Here is an 18,785-nt window from a genome sequence, read left to right as displayed (position 1 = left end):
GTTTCCACACTATGGCCAAGCTCAGCGATAAAACGCTGGTCATCATTCCGACGTTCAACGAGCGCGAGAACCTGCCGTTGATCGTCGATCGCCTATTCAAGGCGGAGCCGGAGCGCGTGGACGTACTCGTGGTTGACGATGCCAGCCCAGACGGCACCGGCGACATTGCCGATGAGATGGCAGCCAAGGATTCCCGCATTCATGTCCTACACCGCCAGGGCAAGGGCGGGTTGGGCGGTGCTTACATCGCCGGTTTCCGCTGGGGCCTCGACAACGGTTACGAAGTGCTGTGCGAGATGGACGCCGACGGTTCTCACGCACCTGAGCTGCTTCACCTGCTGCTGGATCGCATTGATGCCGGCGCGGAGCTGGTCCTGGGTTCCCGTTACGTTAAGGGTGGCAAAACCGTGAACTGGCCAGCTAGTCGCCAGATCCTATCTCGTGCAGGCAACATCTACGCTTCGCTCGCTCTGGGGGCCGGGCTGTCCGATATCACCGGTGGTTACCGTGCCTACCGTCGCGAGGTACTGGAGGCCATTGACCTAGACGCCGTCGATTCAGCCGGCTACGTTTTCCAGGTCGACCTGGCATGGCGCGCGATCGAGGCGGGCTTCGACGTACGCGAAGTTCCCATTACATTCACGGAGCGCGAAATCGGCGATTCCAAGATGAGTGGCAACATTGTGGGTGAGGCCTTGGTGCAAGTAACCAAATGGGGGCTTGCACACCGCGCGGATCAGATCAAGAACTTCTCTTCCGAGTTCTGGCGCATCGGTTCCGGTACCGTTCGCAACATGTTCAACTAATCCCGCTGTTCAACTAGTCTCGGGGGGCCACGGCGGCCGTTGCGACTGTGGCTACGGCGATAGTACGGGTACGCAAAGAGCCCGGGTGAGGAAACCTTCTTCCTTACCCGGGCTTGTTGTATTCGAACGATGCACTACATTAACGTTGCGCTTCTTGTTCCTTCATCAGCTTGACTGCTTGACGCCGACGCTTTCGCAGCAACTCAATGCGTTCTTCCAACAGCACGTCCAACTCTTCCATACTGCGACGCTCGCACAGCATGTCCCAGTGGGTGCGTGGTGGCTTGACCGGCTTCGATTCCTGGCCTTCGCCCTCCATGAGCGTGCCAAGCATGCCGTTCTTGCACTGCCATTCCTGAGGGATTTCAGCGTCATCGGCGAAGGGAACCTCGTAAACCTCGCCATTATCGGTCTGGTAACGGGCGATACGACGCGGTGCGAGATCGTGATCACGATCTGTTTCATACGACACCGCTCCCATACGACTGCCCCGCAGGACCCGATCTGCCATCCTGAAACCTCACTCCATAAATAGATTTGGTGAAACTCTTTTCGCCCCGCACAAAATACTATGCAACGCGACCTATAAAGCTTAACGGATAGCCGATAGTATTTGTTCCCATGGCTGGCATCTCTGCGCGTTCCTCGAATTCCCCGCACCACTGCAAGTGGTGCGGTCGAGCCATCACTGACCAACCCAGCCGCGGACGTCGCCGCCACTACTGCAGCCAAGCATGTCGTCAACGCGCCTACGAACACCGAAACCTCACCACTCACCCCGCCTCAGCGACGGAGAATGAGCACCCAAGTGGCACGGTAACGTTGGGGCCCAAGGCGGCGTCGAACCTAAAAGATCTGATGTACCAACTACGGTGCGCCGCCGAAGATGTCCGTACCGCCGCCGAAGAAAAGGCTAGCCACGACGAAATCCGGGGGCTAGCCGACGAAGTCTTGCAGTTAGCACAAAGCATCGAGCGAATCCGCGCACTAGGGCCCGCTGAAGGGCCCGCTGAAGGGCCCGCTGAGAAGTAGCAACCGTGGTGCAATGGCACCAGTTGGTAGCCGGTGGGCCGGGGGATAGGGTAGGAGGTATGCGTAAGGGAATAATCACACTGGGTGTCATCGGAATCATCGTGTTCGCCCTGATGGCCGTGGGGCCCATCGCTTACAATCTGCTGTCCAACCGGGGGTTGCAGACCGCGGATATCTCGGAAGGCGGACCGGCGGCGACTGTCGGAACCGATGGCTCGTGGCAAGTGACGAAGGGGGCCGGCGCAAACCGCACACAGGCGGGATACACCTTCAACGAAATCCTGCCGGGACAGCGCAAAACCACGTCCGGACGTGCAGATAATGCTCAGGACGACAACGTGACTGGGCAAATGCGCGTGACCGACGGGAAACTGGAGGAGGCCGTAGTAACCGTCAAGGTCGCAGCGATTTCCAGTGATGTGGAAAAACGCGATATCAACGTTCGCCGGCGCATCCTGGAAACCGATGCGTTCCCGGAGGCCAGTTTCACTCTAACCAAACCGGTCGATATTTCGCACGTACCCGACGATGGTAAGCCCGCCGAGGTGCAGGTGACGGGCGATCTGAAGTTGCACGGTGTGTCCAAACAGGTTCCAGTTACACTCAAGGTGTTGCGCACGGGGGAAAACATCGTTGTCTCAGGCAATGTCCCCGTGCACCGCAGTGACTTCGGATTGGAATCGCCCGAATTTGTGGCCGCAAAGATCGCGGAAGAAGGCACCATCGACCTGCTGCTCGTCTTCGAACAGCGCAAGTAATTGGAGGCAGAATGTCACCGGAAATGATGAACCTCTCCCGCATTATGCGGGCAGTTGTGCTGGTGGGTTTCGGCGCGTACATGGTGTTTGTCGGTATCGGCGGGAACCCGCTGGGTTGGGTGTTTGCCGCAGTGTGCATGGTGTTTTTCCTCCTCACAGCATGGCAAATTGCGAAGGCGAGGAAGTAAGCAATGACCGCTACCCGGGTAGATCCCAGGAAGGACCTGCCGGAAGACCGCGAATTGCCGCGCTTGCTGGCCTCCCGTGATGAGCGCGAGCTAGTATCCGCCCAGCGGTGGCTTGCCGAACAAACCAGTGTTGATATCGCCGCGGAATTGGGGCGATTAAAGCCTGAGTTACAGGCGGTTGCGTTTCGGCTGTTGGATAAGGAACGCGCGCTCAGTGTGTTCGAGTACTTGGACCCACCGCATCAGGCGGATTTGCTGGAGGCACTCCGCGATGAGCATGTAGGCGAATTGTTTGGGTCCATCGCTGCTGACGACCGCGCGGCGCTCTTGGATGAGATGCCAGCCAAAGTCGCCTCGCGCCTGCTTCGTGACCTACCGCAGGAAGATCGCCGGGCCACCTCGGTACTGCTGGGATATCCTGCCCGGTCCGCTGGGCGCGTAATGTTACCTGTCACGGTGGTTTTATCCTCGGATTCCAATAGGGAAGAAGCGCTCGAGAAACTCCAGCTGCGTGGGGAGGCCTTTGCCACTGTCCCCGTCACCGACAATTCCCGCCGATTAATCGGGATGGTGAACTTGGCGGACCTCGTGACCGCGCCCGCTGGCACTCCAGTGAGTGACGTGCTGCAGTCCGAGAAGCACCGCGTGTATGCCCATGACGACCAGGAATTCGCGGCCAGATTGGTGCAAGAAGCTGACTTGTTGGCACTTCCGGTTGTCGATGAGGAAGACCGGCTGCTGGGGCTTCTTACGGTGGACGACGCCATGGAGATCCTTGAGGACGAAGAAACCGAGGATGCCTATCGTTCCGGTGGCCAAGAGCCACTCAACGAGCCATACCTGACTGCAACGGTGTTCACGTTGGCCCGCAAGCGCGGGCTGTGGTTGATTGTGCTCATTTTCGCGGCGTTTTTGACCATCAACGTCATGGAAGTGTTTGAATCCACTCTGGAAAAAGTGGTGGTGCTCAGTGTGTTCGTTCCGATGATTATCGGCACTGGTGGCAATGCGGGTTCGCAGGCGGCCAGTTCGGTGGTTCGTGCCCTAGCCATTGATGAGGTACGCCCCAGTGATGTTTTCCGCGTGATCTGGCGCGAGGTGCGCGTAGGATTCCTACTGGGAGTTTTCCTTGGAGCGGTGATTTTCCCCATCGTGGCCCTGCTGTATTATCCGCAAGTCGCAGCCACAATTTCCTTGGCGATCGTGTGCATTTGCTCGTGGGCATGCATCGTCGGAGGCATGTTGCCGTTGGTGGCTAAAAAGCTCGGTGTGGACCCTGCCGTGTTCTCCACCCCTGTGGTCTCCACCTTGGTCGATGCAACCGGTTTGATTATCTACTTCACCATTGCGGGGGCGATTATGGCGGAGCAGATCGCGGCGGCAGGGTAGTGCAGCAGCAGGGTAGTGCAGCAGCAGGGTAATGCAGCAACGCCGGGGATGGGGGCACCGGGGCGGTGCGCGCAGCAATGCCAGGGATGGGGGCACCAGGGTGGTGCGCAACAACAATGCCGGGGTAAGAGCACCGGGGCGTTGCGCGCAGCAATGCCAGGGATGGGGGCACCGGGGCGGTGCGCAACAACAATGCCGGGGTAACTGTGCCGAATCGGGCTGCTTTACATAGGTCGTCACCTCTGCGGGTTAATTTGTCGGGGTCTGGGCTGTTCGACAGGGTATGGGGGTAGTCTCGGACGCCCCGGCGCCCGTATCCTCCCGCTGAGCAACAAATCAAAACAAATGTGCAGCAGAACTCCAACAAAAACGCGTCATTTTGTCAGAGTTCTGCTGCACATTGAGCGGTCTGGTGCCTAATCACCTCCGCCCGGCACCGTTCTTTGTCAGAGGAGGGGCACCTCCGCCCGACACCGTTCTTTGTCAGAGGAGGGAGCGCCCAACCGCCGCCTTTCGGGGTGCTTTATCCGAATTTTTCAAGCGCCGAGAGCTCGCCGGCAACGATGATAAGGTCTTCAGAGCTCAAGCGGGTATCGGAAGTAATGGGTTGCCAATCACCATTAACACGGGCTTCAACAACGCGCACACCCGCCCGGCTGGACAACGCCTCGTTGTCCACGGGGCCACCCTGCAAGAAAGCAGGTGGGTGCATTTTGATCATGCCGAAATCCTCATCGAACTCCGCGAAGTCCTGGAAACGCCCGCCCAAAAGGTGAGCCACGCGGCGCCCCGTATCGCGCTCCGGTCGCACCACGTGGTGCACACCGATCTGAGTCAAGATGCGCGCGTGCGCCTTGGAATCGGCCTTAGCCCACACATCGGGCACTCCGAGCTCCAACAGGGCCGAGGCCGTAAGGATCGACGATTCCAGGGAGGAACCGATGCCCAGAACCACGCGGTCAAAGTCACCGATCCCAAGCTGCTGCAGCGCATCCATATCAGTGGTATCCGCCACGGCAGCATCTGTGAGCTCACTCTTGCACTGCTCAACGAGGCGGGCATCGGCATCGACACCCAAGACTTCCACGCCGTGAGCGGTCAGCTCTTTCGCGAGCGAAGAACCGAAGCGCCCGAGCCCGAGAACAGCAACAGGGGGAATATTGATTTTTGCCCGATTTTTTGCGGACGGGCCAAAGAACCTAACCAATGAACGGCCTTTCTTCTGGGTATTCGAAACGACGCTTGAACTTTTTCAAAGCCATCGCCGTGACCAATGTGATTGGCCCGATGCGGCCAAGATACATGATGGCGATGAGGATGCCCTGTGAGGCACCGCTGAGGTAAGGGGTGATGCCAGTGGAGAGACCAACGGTAGAAAAGGCGGAAAGGGTCTCCAGCACTACTTGGTCTGCAGTGAACTGCGGGTCCAGCGTGCGGATGAGCACGATGGTCGTCACAACGAGAGCCACGCCGAAGCTCACCACGGTGAGTGCGCGGCGAATGGTGGAGGGACTAATGCGCCTTCGGTTAATGGTGACGCTGTTTTCACCACGAAATTCGGTCAACATCGCAGCCAAGATGATGGCCGCGGTCGTGATGCGGATGCCACCAGCGGTACCACCGGATCCGCCACCGATGAACATCAAGATGTCCGTTCCCATAAGGGTAGACGGGTGCAGCATGCCGTAATCAACGGCATTGAAACCTGCGGTTCTAGCCGTAGCTGATCCGAAGAAGCTCAACAGCATTTTGTCGTGAAAAGCTAGGGGAGCAAGGGTGGCTTTCCATTCGAAGAACGCGTACCAAATCCAGCCTGCGACCAGCAGAAATGCCGTACCCCACAGGGTGACAGTGGCGGTTACTGAAAAGCGCACGTTATCACTGCGGTTACGGGGGTTGAGGATTCGCCGACGCGCCTTGTTAAAGATTTCTAACAGGACTTGGAAACCCAGCCCACCAACGATCAGTGCGAAAGCGATGGGAAGGATGACCGCAGCATCGGTAGCCAGGCTAATGAGGTTATCGGAGTAGATGCTGAATCCCGCGTTATTGAATGCGGAAATCGCGTGGAATACACCGTGCCACACAGCTTGTCCAAAGGGCCTATCGTATCCAAAGTGGAAACGACAGGCGAGGAAAATGGCCACAAGGAACTCGGTGCCCGCCATAAACACAAGTGTCATAACAAGCGTTTTGCGCACGCTGCTAGCATCCTGCGTTCGACCTTCTGCCAAGGTATTGAGCTGCGAGCGAAGACTCAAGCGCCCAGTCAGCATCATGGCAGCCAAGGATGTCAGACTCATGACGCCGAACCCGCCAAGCTGAATCAACGTAATAATGACAACCTGGCCGAAGCTAGTCCAGTGGGTCGCCGTATCCTCAACGACTAGTCCCGTCAGCGATACAGCACTTGTGGCTGTAAAGAGAGACGGCAGAAAGTCCGTCGCCGTTCCGTCGGTTGATGACACCGGCAGCATCAAGACGAACGTACCGATGAGGATCAGTACGATAAAACCCACGGCGACCACTTGGGTGGGATGCAACCGTGGTGTTGTTGCGTTAGTTTGCACGAAGGATAACCCTAGACCCAGAGTCGCAATATGGCTAGCACAACGACGATACTCGCCGGATAAATCTAAACGCTTTTTTAATGGGTAACGTACCACCAGCTTGTGCAGGTAATGAGCTACCAGTAATGACCTCGAGCTATAGCGAGCGTTCAGCCCTTTAGCCGATAATATATATTATGACACTTCGCGGATGAAGGGGCGCCGGCCCCCTTATGGGCACCCAACCCCCTAACCCAAAACTCAACCCCCTAACCCATAACTCAACCCCTCATTCATGTCAGCCGGATGCGCTCCGCTGAGTCATATCACCCGAATAAGCTACTGGGCACCCACCCCGGCTAGCTGCTACCCAGCACACTGGACCCCACAGCAACGTCAGATAAGTTCACCGCGCCCTCTGCAGACCCCTGCGCGCTGCCAATAGGATTGGCCTTTTCGGGAATTTGGCACGCACCCTTGACCGGCACACCGTTGAAGCGATCCAAAATGAACGGAATGCCGAATTCCGCGCCGGATATCGCTTGGACGAAGTGGTTGTAATCGCCAAGCTTGGCCATATAGTCATCTCGGTACAGGACGGACGTCCCCGCAGCACACCACTTCCGCGCCAAGTCCTTGGCTTGCTGATACTCCACATTGAGATCGTACCGACCGGAGACGATCATGACAGGCGCCGCCGGTATGGACTTTCCGATGCGTTGAGCTTCCATGGCAGCCTGCGCCTTCGGCATTGACTTCAACAGCTCATCCAGACTGCGCCCATCTTTCGTCCACATGGAGGTCGTCTGGTGCCCGTATTTTTCCGTGATCTCGTTCGTACACATCGTCTTCAGATCCTCCAGTGCGACCTTGCCTCGATCATTGAGATTGGCCTCCAAATCCGCCTGCAGCTCTGGATAGCGCTCCAGCAATCCGTTGATAGTAAAGCCAATCGCACCCACCAGGTCCGATCCGTCGATATTGCGCTGCACCGCATCCAAATCGGCCGGTGGAGCGGATGCATAAGCGCCCGCGGGATCCAGCTCTGGCGCATACGCGCCGATGGTTTCAATGGCAGCCGCAGCTGCTCCGCCACCCTGCGAGTGCCCATAGAATGACACCTTGCCGAAGTTCCCACCCTTTTCTTCCACCAGGTTGCGCGTAGCCCTAGCTGCATCGATCATGGCATGCGCCTGATCCAACCGGTTCATGTAGGTGTGCACACCCGCAGTGCCCATGCCCACATAATCTGTGACAACAACGCGCACGCCCTGGTTAGAAAAGACCCAGTCGTACATCCCTTCCAGCGCCACGGCGCGTTCCGAAGCAATAGGGTTAGGTTGGTTATCCAGTGGCCAGTTGCGCGATGGCGCACACTGATCACCCTGCCCCACCGTTCCACGCCCTACCACTACTGTTGGCCGGGGCCCCTTGCCTTTCCACTTCACGACTGGCTCCACGACGTAACCTGTGACGGGTACTTTCTGGCCGGTTTGTGTGGTGGAGGTGTACATAATCTTGTGCACAGAATTCGGCAGCTTGTAATCCAAGTTCCCGAAAACCCGACCATACGGCGCATCCTGGATTTTCACCACGTCTCCTGGGCGCCTACCGGAAACATCCACGAGATCATAGAACGGGTCATGATCACCCTTTTCCACGCGCGCCTCGCTGCCCGACGATCCTTCAGCACCCGACGACCCCGCCGTTGCCGCACCCGATCCTGGCGCGTCCTCTTCAGCAAAAGCTGTTCCCACCCCGCCCAGCGCTAGCCCGGGAATCATCAAGGCCGCCCACAAAACACGGCTTTGACGTGCATGAATCTTCATCAGTGTCCACCTTCCAGTTGAATCGAATCAATCGACACATTCAGTATGGTGATCCAACTCACAGGAAGGGTGGGATTTAATAAAAATTCTGTTTACAAAACTAATAACTACCCCCGGACGTGGTACTTAGCTATGCATAACACCCCCCGGACGTGGTACTTAGCTATGCATAACCACCCCTGGACGTGGTACCCACCTACGCAACGGGGTGAAACCGACCAATCCTTTCTTCAATGCGCGCAGCCACGTCCAATAACAGGTCTTCCCCACCATCGCGCGAGGCCACCAATTGCACACTCACCGGCAAACCGTCGCGCCCTACCCCTACAGGAATGGCGATCGCGGGATGCCCACTGACGTTCCACGTGGCGGTGTACGCCACCGACGGCAAACTCGCCAGCTGTGCTGCAATAGTTCCCATCTGCATCAAGCGTCCAGCCTTTATCGGCCGACCTGCCACCGTCGGGGTTACGATCAGGTCGTACTGGCTAAAGATCTCCCGTTCAATGAGGTCCCCCAGCTGCTGCGAAGCCCGCCGGGCCCAATCATGCACCCGCTGCGGCATTGTCCACACCCCCATCAGGGCCGTCCGCTTGTGGCGCGGCTCGATCCTCTCGGGGTGATCTAACCCGGCGATCTCTTGGCGAATCCCAGCGTAGAACTGGGCTAGAAAGGCCGGCGTGGGGTCGGGGTAACTCAACTTTTTCTTCTCGACGCCATGCCCCGCACCCCTAAGCTCCTCACCAATCCTATGGACCGCGGCCACGTGATCTTCATGGGGAGGAGTGAGAGGGCTCACAGGGTGCGTATCCAGGACAACCCGCAAGGGGCGTTCCCATGCTGTCCGCGACCCTGCGGGTTGATGTTCATAACTGCCACGCAGGGCGTCGAATACCAGAGCAACATCAGCCACACAAGCGCCGAGCGGCCCGGCAGTCCCAAGCGATAACCAAAGGTCGGGGTAAGGATCTGTGGGCAGCACCCCCCGTCCTGGTTTCAGGCCCACGAGCCCGCAATGGGCAGCGGGAATGCGCACTGATCCGCCTCCGTCGCCACCAATAGCGACTGGCACCATGCCCGCAGCGATTGCCGCCGCTGTGCCGCCGGAGGATCCGCCTGGGGTGCGGGTAAGATCACGCGGGTTGCGAGTGATTCCCGTGGCTTCGGATTCGGTGAACGGGAATGCACCGAAGGCCGGCATGGCAGTCTTGCCGATGATGACGGCACCGGCGTTGCGGAGGCGCCGGACAATCTCGGAATCAGTAGTGCGAACCGATGTGTTGGCGTTGGTTCCAAACGTGGTCACGGTGCCGGCGACGTCGATTTCTTCCTTGATGGCGATAGGCACGCCGAACAGCGGGCCAGGTGTGGAAGTGGCCGCGCGGTCGAGTTGCCGAGCGGCTTCCAATGCCTCCTCGCGCAGAACTACGGTGAAAGCATTAATCAGGTCGTCTTTAGCATCGATGCGCTCCAGAGCAGCGTGGATTCCAACCTCGGCCCCCTCGGTTATGGCCGCTTCCCGCCACTGCGCCGCCGAGAATGCATGCCATGGAAGGTCGAAGGAATGCTTACCCACGGTCTTCGCCTCGGGCGGTTTGAGATTCGCGCAGCAGGGCCTCGATCTGCGGTTTCAGGGCCTCACCCACACGCTTGCCCGAGTGGATACACCCACCCAAGAAGGTACCTTCCAGCGCATTCTTGCCATGCATTCCACCCCCACCGAAGCCCGAGACCTCGCCGGCGGCGTACAGGCCAGGCAGTACCGAGCCATCGGATTGCACGCAACGACCCGACAGATCAGTTTCAATACCGCCTAGAGTCTTACGGGTAAGGATGCGCATACGCACCGCAATCAGTGGTCCCTTGGACTCATCGAGCAACCGGTGCGGGGCAGCACAGCGGACAATCTTGTCACCCAAGTATCCGCGGGCGGTACGAATGTAGTTGATCTGGGAATCCTTGGAGAACTTGTTGTCGAGCTGGCTGTCGCGATCTTCGATCACGCGGCGTAGTTTTTGGGCATCGATGCGTGGGGCATCCTCCGCCGTGACCTCGTTCATACCTTCGACCAGATTGTCTAGGTCATCGGCAATCACCCAGTCTTCTCCGTGATCCATGAAATTTTGAATTGCAGGGTGAGTGCCCGGCCCAACCTTGGACAGCAAGTTCTTGAACTTCTTGATGGTGAGATCCGGGTTTTGCTCGGATCCAGAGAAGATAAACTCCTTATCGGCGATCGCCTTGGTCAGCACAAACCACGAATAGCCGTGCCCAGTGCGACCAATGTGCTCGAGGGTCGCGAGGTTATCTCCACCGGGGATAAGCGTGGTGGGCAGACGGTTACCTTCGGCATCCAACCACAGAGAGCTGGGGCCAGGGATAATGCGGATTCCGTGGGTAGGCCAAATGGGATCCCAATTCATCATGCCCTCGGTGTAGTGCCACATTCGATCAGTGTTCGTCAGGCGCGCGCCCGCCTGCTTCGAGATCTCAATCATGCGACCATCGACGTGCGCTGGCACACCCCGTACCAATTCCTTGGGGCATTCCCCCCAGCGCTCGGTGGGCCACGTGCGACGCACCAAATCCAAGTTGCCACCAATACCACCAGTGGTCACGACCACCGCGGGTGCACGAAGTTCGAAGTCGCCGACAACCTCGCGCGAGCTCGCCTGACCGCGCTCCAGATCCGTCGGTTCCAGCACACTACCGCGCACGCCGACCACGCGCACACCGTCCCCGTCGGGCTCAGTCAACAGCTCATCCACCTGGTGACGGAATCGGAACTCGATCTTGCCCTGGCGCTCGGCCTCCTCCAGAGGTTCGCGGAAAACGCGCACCACCTCGGGGCCGGTGCCCCATGTTAGATGGAACCGTGGAACCGAGTTTCCGTGCGCTGAGGCATCGCCGTGCCCGCGCTCGGCCCAGCCCACAGTGGGAACTACATGTAGCCCGAGAGCCTTAAGGTAGTCGCGTTTTTCATGGGTCGCGAAGCGAACGTATTCCCTACCCCACTTGCGTGGCCAATAGTCGTTGTCCGCATTGTCGTAGTCGGCGGAGTTCTCCCAGTCCCGCCACGCCAATTCCTCGCTGTCCTTTACACCCATCAGGCGTTGCTCGGGGCTGTTGACGTAGAACAATCCTCCCAGAGACCAAAACGCCTGCCCACCCAGATTGTTGCGGTTTTCCTGATCTAGTACGAGGACTTTCAATCCACTTTTCACCGCTTCGTGCGCTGCCACCAGTCCGGCCAGACCGGCGCCCACAATGATCACCGGAGCATCGGTGCGGTTGCGTTCAACGTTGGCATTCGTCATTTTGTTCTCCATTCCGTGACGTGTTTGTTCTGCAAAACACATTAGTGTTTTTACCCCTGTTGTGAATGCATATTCACGTTTTCCCTCCGGCGTTCGTCCGTTCGCATATCTTGCCTAATTAAGTTCACAACCCATACAGGAAAGAAGGAGGTTTGAATGTCGCAGTTTTCCACGGAAACCGGCAATCCCGTCACCCCAGACCCAGCCGGCGCGTCACCAGCCCTACCCGCCACCCCCATTGCAGACAAGACTGTGCGTCGTCGCATCATTCTCGCCTCCACGGTGGGTACGACCATTGAGTTCTACGACTTCTATGCATATGCCACGGCAGCCGTTGCCGTCTTCCCTCACCTGTTCTTCCCGAAGAATGACAACCCCACGGTCGCCCTCTTGGCTTCTTTTGCCACGTTCGGACTGGCCTTCGTTGCTCGCCCGTTGGGCTCTATCGTTTTCGGCCACTTCGGTGACCGCGCCGGCCGCAAAGTGACTTTGGTTGCATCTCTCCTGACCATGGGCATCGCTACCTTCATCATCGGTTTGCTGCCCACCTACGCCAGCATCGGTATCATCGCCCCGGCTATCTTGGCTCTCATGCGTTTCTGCCAAGGGCTGGGCCTCGGCGGTGAGTGGTCGGGCGCCGCGCTTCTAGCTACGGAGAACGCCGAGCCGGGCAAACGTGCCCGCGCCGCGATGTGGCCGCAGCTGGGTGCACCATTTGGCTTCATTCTGGCCAATGGTCTTTTCCTCATCCTCGTTATCGGCTTGGGCCACGAAAACGGCAAGACCGACGGCGCATTCATGCAGTGGGGTTGGCGCGTGCCATTCTTGCTGTCCGCTGTTATGGTCATCGTGGGCTTGTACGTGCGTTTCAAGCTGGAGGAAACCCCTGTGTTCCGGGAGGCCGTGGATAAGGGCAAGAAGCTCGACGCCCCCGTGCTCGATGTCTTCAAGGTCGCGTGGCGACCGTTAGTTCTGGGTACGTTCATCATGCTTTCGACGTACACGTTGTTCTACCTGGTGACCACGTGGGTCTTGTCCTACGGCATTGCGAACCCGGCCAAAACCCGGGGCCTAGGCATCCCCTATGTCGACTTCCTCAAACTGCAGCTGATCACCATCTGGTTCTTCGCTCTCGCCGTGCCAATCTCCGGTCGTTTGGCGGACCGCTTCGGCCGCAAGAACTACTTGGCCGTAATCTCCGTTCTGATGTTGGTTTTCGCGGCCAGCTTCTCCCTCTTCCTCAAGCAAGAAACCGCGACTGAATTCACCGTGGGTGTGTGGCTTGCCATCGGTATGGCATTAATGGGCCTGGTCTTTGGGCCAATGTCGGCCGTGTTGCCCGAGATGTTCCCCACCAATGTGCGCTACACCGGTTCGGGCATCTCGTACAACGTGGCCTCAATCTTGGGTGCAGCTGTGGCACCTTTTATCGCCACCGCGCTCGTGGCCTCCTACGGAGTACACGCGGTTGGTTTGTACTTGGGGGTTGCAACGGCAATCACCTTGGTCGCCGTCCTCTTGATGCGTGAAACCAGCCACGTGGACATGAAGGACATCTAGGTCCTCCTGCCACTTAGCTGCGCGGTTCGAAAACGAACTGCACGCAGTCGATATCCCCGGCGCTCATCAACGCCTGATGCAGCGCCAGCTGGTAATCCCACAAGCGGCGGAAAATGAGGTCGAACCCGGCCGCCGCAGCCTGCCGCTCACGCGCTAAAAAATTGCTCCGCCATAGCGGCAATGTGGCAGCCAGGTGCGAACCCAAGTAGTTCTCCGCCACCAGATTCAATTTCGTCGCGGATAACGTGGCCGCTCGCACCTCATCTACCAGCGGGTATTCCAGCGCGGGCCACACGTAGGCGCGCATCACGTCTAGGGAGCCTTTGGCGGTCTCGCGGGCGGTTGGCGTCGAAACTATAGATTGAACGACCGCCACCCCACCGCGAGCCAACATACGATCAATAGCCCGCAGGAAATGAGGGATCCCGGCGCGCCCCAGCGTCTCCATGCGTTCAATGGAAAAGATCACATCGTAACTGCCCGACCATTGGCGTGGTGAGGGGATACTCCCGACGATTCTTTCAATGCGCACGGCACCCGCAACTCCGGCAGCGCGGACGCGCGCACCGATAGTCTCGGCATGTTCGGCATCGCTGGTAAGGACATCCACGCTGGCCCCACGCTTTGCAGCTTGGATGGCCAGCGTGCCGCCCGAACTAGTCAGTTCCAACACTCGGTCCCCGGGGCCCACACCGGCCTCGTCGAGCATGCTTTCAATACGGCGCATTTGAGCATCGTCAAGGTCTTGGCGATCTACGTTGTCCGGCGCCCCGAAATATGTTAGATCCAGCGTGAGCTGGGTGGTTTTCTTCGCGCCGGGGGAAACGGGCACACTCACCGACTCCGTTGTGGTGGTGCGAGCTGCGGACTTGAATAACGCGGCACCCGTGGCGCGCGTTTCACCGGCGTAGAGCTCCACCAACCCATCTGGCACCTCGCCTGGTAAGGGGGCACCGAAGTTACCGTGCTTGCGTTTACGGTTCAGCAATGCCCCCAGCCGCCCCTCCAAGTTTTGCTGCAGCAGGATTTCTAGCACTTCGGGCAGGGGCTCTGCATCCCACTGCCCCAGCATGTAACTTTCTGCCACGCCCAACCACTCGTGGGCCACGATGCGGTCGAACAGCTCTCCGTCGTGCACATCCAGGAAAGGGGTGGTGGCTCCGGTGAGCGAAAGATCGTATTCCGCTGCGAGGGCTTCCAACCGCTTGGAGGCCTCCTCGGCCCGTCGGCCTTGAAAATGCGCATCGAGAGGCGCAACCAGGTGCGGCCAGCGCTTCGGATCAACATACTGCGTATTCATCCTCTCCACCACCGGTATTTAGCCTCCTCGATATCGTTATGGAACTCCCCCCGAAGTTACTAGCAAAACCACATCTTATAGTGCAGGCATCGCCGGTTTATCCACGCTTTTATCGCCCCCATACGGCAAAAAGGGCACATCCTCACCTGACCAACCACGGTTAATGTGAGCGGATTCCTCACAAGCGTTAGGATGGTGGCCGTACAACTTGCGAAAATTTGAGAATGAATCGCTTCCACTCGTTGACCGAGGAGAACCCCCCTAATGAGCTATAGCCACCGCAACATGAGCGGCCGCCACCGCGTCGTCATCATCGGCGCCGGATTCGGTGGCCTGTTTGCTGCGAAGAAGTTCAAAGATGCAGACGTGTCCGTTACCATCGTTGATCGCACGAACCACCACCTCTTCCAACCGCTGCTGTACCAAGTAGCAACGGGCATCTTGTCTTCCGGTGAGATCGCACCTTCCATTCGCCAGATCTTGGCTAACCAAGACAATGTCCGCGTGGTCAAGGGCGAAGTTCGCGATGTTGATGTCAACGCCAAGCGCGTGACCGCCGATCTGGGCGGCAAGGATGCCGTTTTGGATTACGACTCGCTCATCGTGGCTGCCGGTGCGGGCCAATCCTACTTCGGTAACGAACACTTCGCGGAGTTCGCTCCTGGTATGAAGTCCATCGACGATGCCCTAGAGATCCGCGCCCGCGTCACCGGCGCATTCGAGCGCGCCGAGATCACCGACGATCCCGCTGAGCGCGAGCGCCTGTTGACTTTCGTGGTTGTAGGCGGCGGTCCCACCGGTGTGGAGCTGGCTGGCCAGTTGGCCGAGATGGCATACCGCACCCTGCGTAACGAGTTCCGCAGCATTAACACCACCGATACTCGCATTATCTTGGTCGATGGTGGACCACAGGTTCTGGGCCCCTTCGGCAAGCGCCTAGGCCGTCGGGCTTCCCACCGTCTGGAAGCCATGGGGGTGGAGGTAGTTCTCAACTCCATGGTGACGGACGTCAACCGCCAGGGCGTGAAATTCAAAGACATGAAGACCAACGAAGAGACATTCGTGCCTTCTTACGCCAAGATCTGGTCCGCTGGTGTGGCTGCTTCCCCACTGGGTAAGCACATCGCCGAGCAACTGGGTGTGGAGGTCGACCGCGCCGGCCGTGTGCCTGTCAATCGCGACCTAACCGTTGGCGATGACCGCCACGTCTTCATCGTGGGCGACATGATGTCCCTCGACCGCCTTCCCGGCGTGGCTCAGGTGGCAATGCAGGGTGGTCAGTACGCTGCCCGCACCATCATCGACGAAGTAGAAAACGGCACGTCCCCCGAGGCCCGCAAACCCTTTGATTACTTCGACAAGGGCTCGATGGCCATCGTTTCCCGCTTCAATGCCGTGGTGAAGATGAACAAGGCCGAGGTTTCGGGCTTCGTCGGCTGGATCATGTGGCTCGTCCTCCACCTGCTGTACATGGTCGGCTTCCGCAACCGTGCTGTCGCAGCGTTTTCTTGGGGCTTGAACTCCGTGTCTCGCCGGCGTTGGCAGCTGGTGGCAACCCGCCAGCAACTGCATGCCCGCAATGCGATCAGCAAGTTGCGTGCGTATGAGGACGAAAACGACGAGCGCTCCATCGAGGTTCGCGATAACCTGCGCTTCGGCGAGGGTCGGAACACCCGCGCCGTTTCCGATTAGTCAGCGCGCAACCCCCCTTTGCCCTAGGTAGCCCCTAGGGCTTTTTCATTGTCGACGCCACGCTCTACCCGATTGGGCGCACCGCTGTTCGCAAGCTGGTGATTGCAAGCAGCTTGCCGGTCTTTTCATTAGTGTGTTCAATCCGCCATAACTGCGAGGTTCGACCAAGGTGGATAGCCCGGGCGGAACTGATGATCACGTCACCCGGAAAAGCCGGGCGTAAAAACTCGGTTGTGTTGGTGGTTCCCATGACCTGCATGCTGTTGTCAACGGCCAAGAAGCCTGCCATGGAACCAGCAGTTTCTCCCAACGAGGCGAAAAGCCCACCGTTGGCAAGACCCACCGGCTGGGTATGCTCCCATGTGACCTCGCATGCAATGGTGACAGAATCTCGTGCGAGGCTGCGGTAACGCACGCCCAGGGTACGATCCAGCGAAGGGTGCAACTCGATTTCTTTGTTGGCCTCCGCGACAATGTCCTGGGTTGCTGTACCCGTAGCCAGGGCCTTTTTGATTGTGGCCAAAGCTTTGAGCCCTTCGATACGCTGCGCTGGGATCTCCATGATCAATCGCCTTCTTCCTTCATTCGGTGAATTCGAGGTTTCTGCGTAGGCAAAAACACCTTTTGCTGCTGCACAAGTTACCGCACAGGCATTACCGCGGATTGTCGTTTGATAAATGTAGAATGTTTAACCATGACTACCGCTTCCGAATCTTCTTCGACTTCGAACGCATCTTCCACCCCCACTGGCACCGCTCATATTGGAGTTGTTGGTCTGGCCGTGATGGGGTCCAACATTGCCCGCAACTTCGCTAACCACGGTCACACCGTGGCTGTGTACAACCGCACGACGGCTAAAACAGACAAGTTCATGGAGGATTTCGGGGACTCCGGAAGCTTCGTCGCTTCTGCGACTATCGAGGATTTCGTGCAGTCCTTGGAACGCCCCCGTCGCGCTCTAATCATGGTCCAAGCCGGTGCGGGTACCGATGCCGTCATCGGCCAGCTTGCTGACCTCATGGAACCGGGCGACATCATTATCGACGGCGGTAATGCGCTGTACACGGATACCATCCGTCGCGAAAAGGAGATTCGCGAGCGCGGCCTACACTTCGTGGGTGCGGGCATCTCTGGTGGCGAGGAAGGCGCGCTGAACGGCCCTTCCATCATGCCTGGTGGCCCAGCCGAATCCTACGAGTCCCTGGGACCGCTGTTGGAGTCCATCTCGGCCAAGGTCGATGGTGAACCATGCTGCACCCACATTGGACCCGACGGTGCTGGCCACTTCGTGAAGATGGTCCACAACGGCATCGAGTACGCCGACATGCAGGTCATCGGTGAGGCGTACCACCTGCTGCGCAATGCAGCGGGCATGGAGCCAGCCGAGATTGCGGATGTCTTCCGTGAATGGAACGCAGGCGATCTGGATTCTTACCTTATCCAGATCACTGCTGAGGTACTGGCTCAGACGGATGCCGAAACCGGCAAGCCCTTGGTTGACATCATCGTGGATGCGGCTGGCCAAAAGGGAACCGGCCGGTGGACAGTGAAGTCTGCGCTGGATTTGGGTATTCCTGTGACCGGTATTGGCGAGGCCGTCTTTGCCCGCGCCCTTTCCGGTGCGCGTTCTCAGCGCGCCGCCACCCTCGGGAAGCTACCATCCGGCAGCATCGCCTCGGCCGTAGAGCCGGCAGATCGGGATGCTTTCGTCGAGGATGTTCGCCGGGCACTGTACGCTTCCAAGTTGGTCGCCTATGCCCAAGGCTTCGACCAAATTCTGGCGGGCTCCCAAGAGTACAACTGGGATTTGGATCCCAAGGACATGGCTCGCATTTGGCGCGGCGGTTGCATCATCCGCGCACGTTTCCTCAACCGCATCACTGAGGCATATGACGAGAATCCACAGCTAGAATCCCTGCTGTTGGCTCCTTACTTCAACAACGAACTGCAGGGGTTGATTGACTCGTGGCGCAAGGTTGTCATCACGGCCACCGGCTTGGGCTTGCCCGTACCGGTATTCGCCTCTAGCTTGTCCTACTACGACTCCCTGCGTGCAGAGCGCCTGCCAGCAGCATTGATCCAGGGTCAGCGCGACTTCTTCGGTGCGCACACGTACGGCCGAATCGACAAGCCGGGTGCTTTCCACACCTTGTGGTCTGGCGATCGTAGCGAGGTGGAAGCATAAATTGAGATCCTCTGGATCCCGCTCCTCCCGATCTAACCGGGGGCACCGATCCCGCACGGTGAAACGCGAAGACAATTCGAGTTCGCAATCACCAGATCGATCCCCCAAGCGGCGCCGCGATCAGCGACGCGGTAGCCGCGCCCAATCTTTGCCCGACCAACGCAAGACCACGCCTAAAAC

Annotated in this window: 16 protein-coding genes; 8 read left to right on the top strand and 8 right to left on the bottom strand. The window is 58.5% G+C overall.

Going from position 1 to position 18,785, the window contains the following annotated elements:
• Window positions 1-11 precede the first annotated feature (11 nt).
• Window positions 12-806 (top strand): polyprenol monophosphomannose synthase, encoded by a 795-nt coding sequence (locus tag HMPREF3098_RS03570; RefSeq protein WP_035112744.1) that lies wholly within the window; start codon window positions 12-14, stop codon window positions 804-806.
• A gap of 139 nt (window positions 807-945) precedes the next feature.
• On the opposite strand, the gene HMPREF3098_RS03565 is transcribed toward HMPREF3098_RS03570, so the two are convergent.
• Window positions 946-1,317, bottom strand: a complete 372-nt coding sequence (locus HMPREF3098_RS03565) for an RNA polymerase-binding protein RbpA (protein WP_035112746.1) — start codon at window positions 1,315-1,317, stop codon at window positions 946-948.
• Window positions 1,318-1,427: 110 nt separating this feature from the next.
• On the opposite strand from HMPREF3098_RS03565, the gene HMPREF3098_RS03560 reads away from it, so the two are divergent.
• The 4 genes from HMPREF3098_RS03560 to mgtE are packed head-to-tail and all read left to right on the top strand — an operon-like array spanning window position 1,428 to window position 4,173.
• Window positions 1,428-1,838, top strand: a complete 411-nt coding sequence (locus tag HMPREF3098_RS03560; RefSeq protein ID WP_083284040.1) for a hypothetical protein — start codon at window positions 1,428-1,430, stop codon at window positions 1,836-1,838.
• A gap of 59 nt (window positions 1,839-1,897) precedes the next feature.
• Window positions 1,898-2,596, top strand: coding sequence for a YceI family protein (locus tag HMPREF3098_RS03555; RefSeq protein ID WP_035112750.1), 699 nt, complete (start codon window positions 1,898-1,900; stop codon window positions 2,594-2,596).
• Between the two features lie 23 nt (window positions 2,597-2,619).
• Window positions 2,620-2,784: a hypothetical protein gene (locus HMPREF3098_RS11495; RefSeq protein ID WP_168155981.1), complete on the top strand. Its 165-nt coding sequence runs from the start codon at window positions 2,620-2,622 to the stop codon at window positions 2,782-2,784.
• A 3-nt stretch (window positions 2,785-2,787) separates the two neighbouring features.
• Window positions 2,788-4,173, top strand: coding sequence for a magnesium transporter (gene mgtE, locus HMPREF3098_RS03550; protein ID WP_083284038.1), 1,386 nt, complete (start codon window positions 2,788-2,790; stop codon window positions 4,171-4,173).
• Between the two features lie 523 nt (window positions 4,174-4,696).
• Here the strand turns inward: mgtE and HMPREF3098_RS03545 are convergent.
• The 5 genes from HMPREF3098_RS03545 to HMPREF3098_RS03525 all read right to left on the bottom strand — a co-directional run bounded on the left by HMPREF3098_RS03545 (window position 4,697) and on the right by HMPREF3098_RS03525 (window position 11,868).
• Window positions 4,697-5,338, bottom strand: coding sequence for a potassium channel family protein (locus tag HMPREF3098_RS03545; RefSeq protein ID WP_246815831.1), 642 nt, complete (start codon window positions 5,336-5,338; stop codon window positions 4,697-4,699).
• Window positions 5,339-5,372: 34 nt separating this feature from the next.
• On the bottom strand, window positions 5,373-6,743 hold the full coding sequence (locus tag HMPREF3098_RS03540) for a TrkH family potassium uptake protein (protein ID WP_070434025.1): 1,371 nt from the start codon (window positions 6,741-6,743) through the stop codon (window positions 5,373-5,375).
• Window positions 6,744-7,081: 338 nt separating this feature from the next.
• Window positions 7,082-8,551: a lipase family protein gene (locus HMPREF3098_RS03535; RefSeq protein ID WP_083284036.1), complete on the bottom strand. Its 1,470-nt coding sequence runs from the start codon at window positions 8,549-8,551 to the stop codon at window positions 7,082-7,084.
• Between the two features lie 196 nt (window positions 8,552-8,747).
• Window positions 8,748-10,127 carry an amidase family protein gene (locus HMPREF3098_RS03530; RefSeq protein WP_070434024.1) on the bottom strand — a complete coding sequence of 460 codons (1,380 nt, stop codon included), beginning with the start codon at window positions 10,125-10,127 and terminating at the stop codon, window positions 8,748-8,750.
• Window positions 10,120-11,868: an FAD-binding dehydrogenase gene (locus tag HMPREF3098_RS03525; protein WP_070434023.1), complete on the bottom strand. Its 1,749-nt coding sequence runs from the start codon at window positions 11,866-11,868 to the stop codon at window positions 10,120-10,122. Before HMPREF3098_RS03525 ends, HMPREF3098_RS03530 begins: the two co-directional genes overlap by 8 nt.
• A 156-nt stretch (window positions 11,869-12,024) precedes the next feature.
• Here HMPREF3098_RS03525 and HMPREF3098_RS03520 point away from each other — a divergent pair, with 156 nt between their 5' ends.
• Window positions 12,025-13,428: an MFS transporter gene (locus HMPREF3098_RS03520; RefSeq protein WP_141739652.1), complete on the top strand. Its 1,404-nt coding sequence runs from the start codon at window positions 12,025-12,027 to the stop codon at window positions 13,426-13,428.
• Window positions 13,429-13,441: 13 nt separating this feature from the next.
• On the opposite strand, the gene HMPREF3098_RS03515 is transcribed toward HMPREF3098_RS03520, so the two are convergent.
• On the bottom strand, window positions 13,442-14,728 hold the full coding sequence (locus tag HMPREF3098_RS03515; protein ID WP_070434022.1) for a class I SAM-dependent methyltransferase: 1,287 nt from the start codon (window positions 14,726-14,728) through the stop codon (window positions 13,442-13,444).
• Between the two features lie 264 nt (window positions 14,729-14,992).
• On the opposite strand from HMPREF3098_RS03515, the gene HMPREF3098_RS03510 reads away from it, so the two are divergent.
• Window positions 14,993-16,420: an NAD(P)/FAD-dependent oxidoreductase gene (locus HMPREF3098_RS03510; RefSeq protein WP_070434021.1), complete on the top strand. Its 1,428-nt coding sequence runs from the start codon at window positions 14,993-14,995 to the stop codon at window positions 16,418-16,420.
• Window positions 16,421-16,484: 64 nt separating this feature from the next.
• On the opposite strand, the gene HMPREF3098_RS03505 is transcribed toward HMPREF3098_RS03510, so the two are convergent.
• Window positions 16,485-16,982 carry a PaaI family thioesterase gene (locus HMPREF3098_RS03505; RefSeq protein ID WP_070434020.1) on the bottom strand — a complete coding sequence of 166 codons (498 nt, stop codon included), beginning with the start codon at window positions 16,980-16,982 and terminating at the stop codon, window positions 16,485-16,487.
• Between the two features lie 132 nt (window positions 16,983-17,114).
• On the opposite strand from HMPREF3098_RS03505, the gene gndA reads away from it, so the two are divergent.
• Window positions 17,115-18,605: an NADP-dependent phosphogluconate dehydrogenase gene (gene gndA, locus HMPREF3098_RS03500; RefSeq protein WP_070434019.1), complete on the top strand. Its 1,491-nt coding sequence runs from the start codon at window positions 17,115-17,117 to the stop codon at window positions 18,603-18,605.
• Window positions 18,606-18,785: the final 180 nt, after the last annotated feature.

This window comes from Corynebacterium sp. HMSC28B08, from assembly GCF_001806865.1.
GTDB lineage: Bacteria > Actinomycetota > Actinomycetes > Mycobacteriales > Mycobacteriaceae > Corynebacterium > Corynebacterium auriscanis.
The sequence above is the reverse complement of the archived record's forward strand: the minus strand, read 5'-3'. Positions and strand labels throughout refer to the sequence as shown.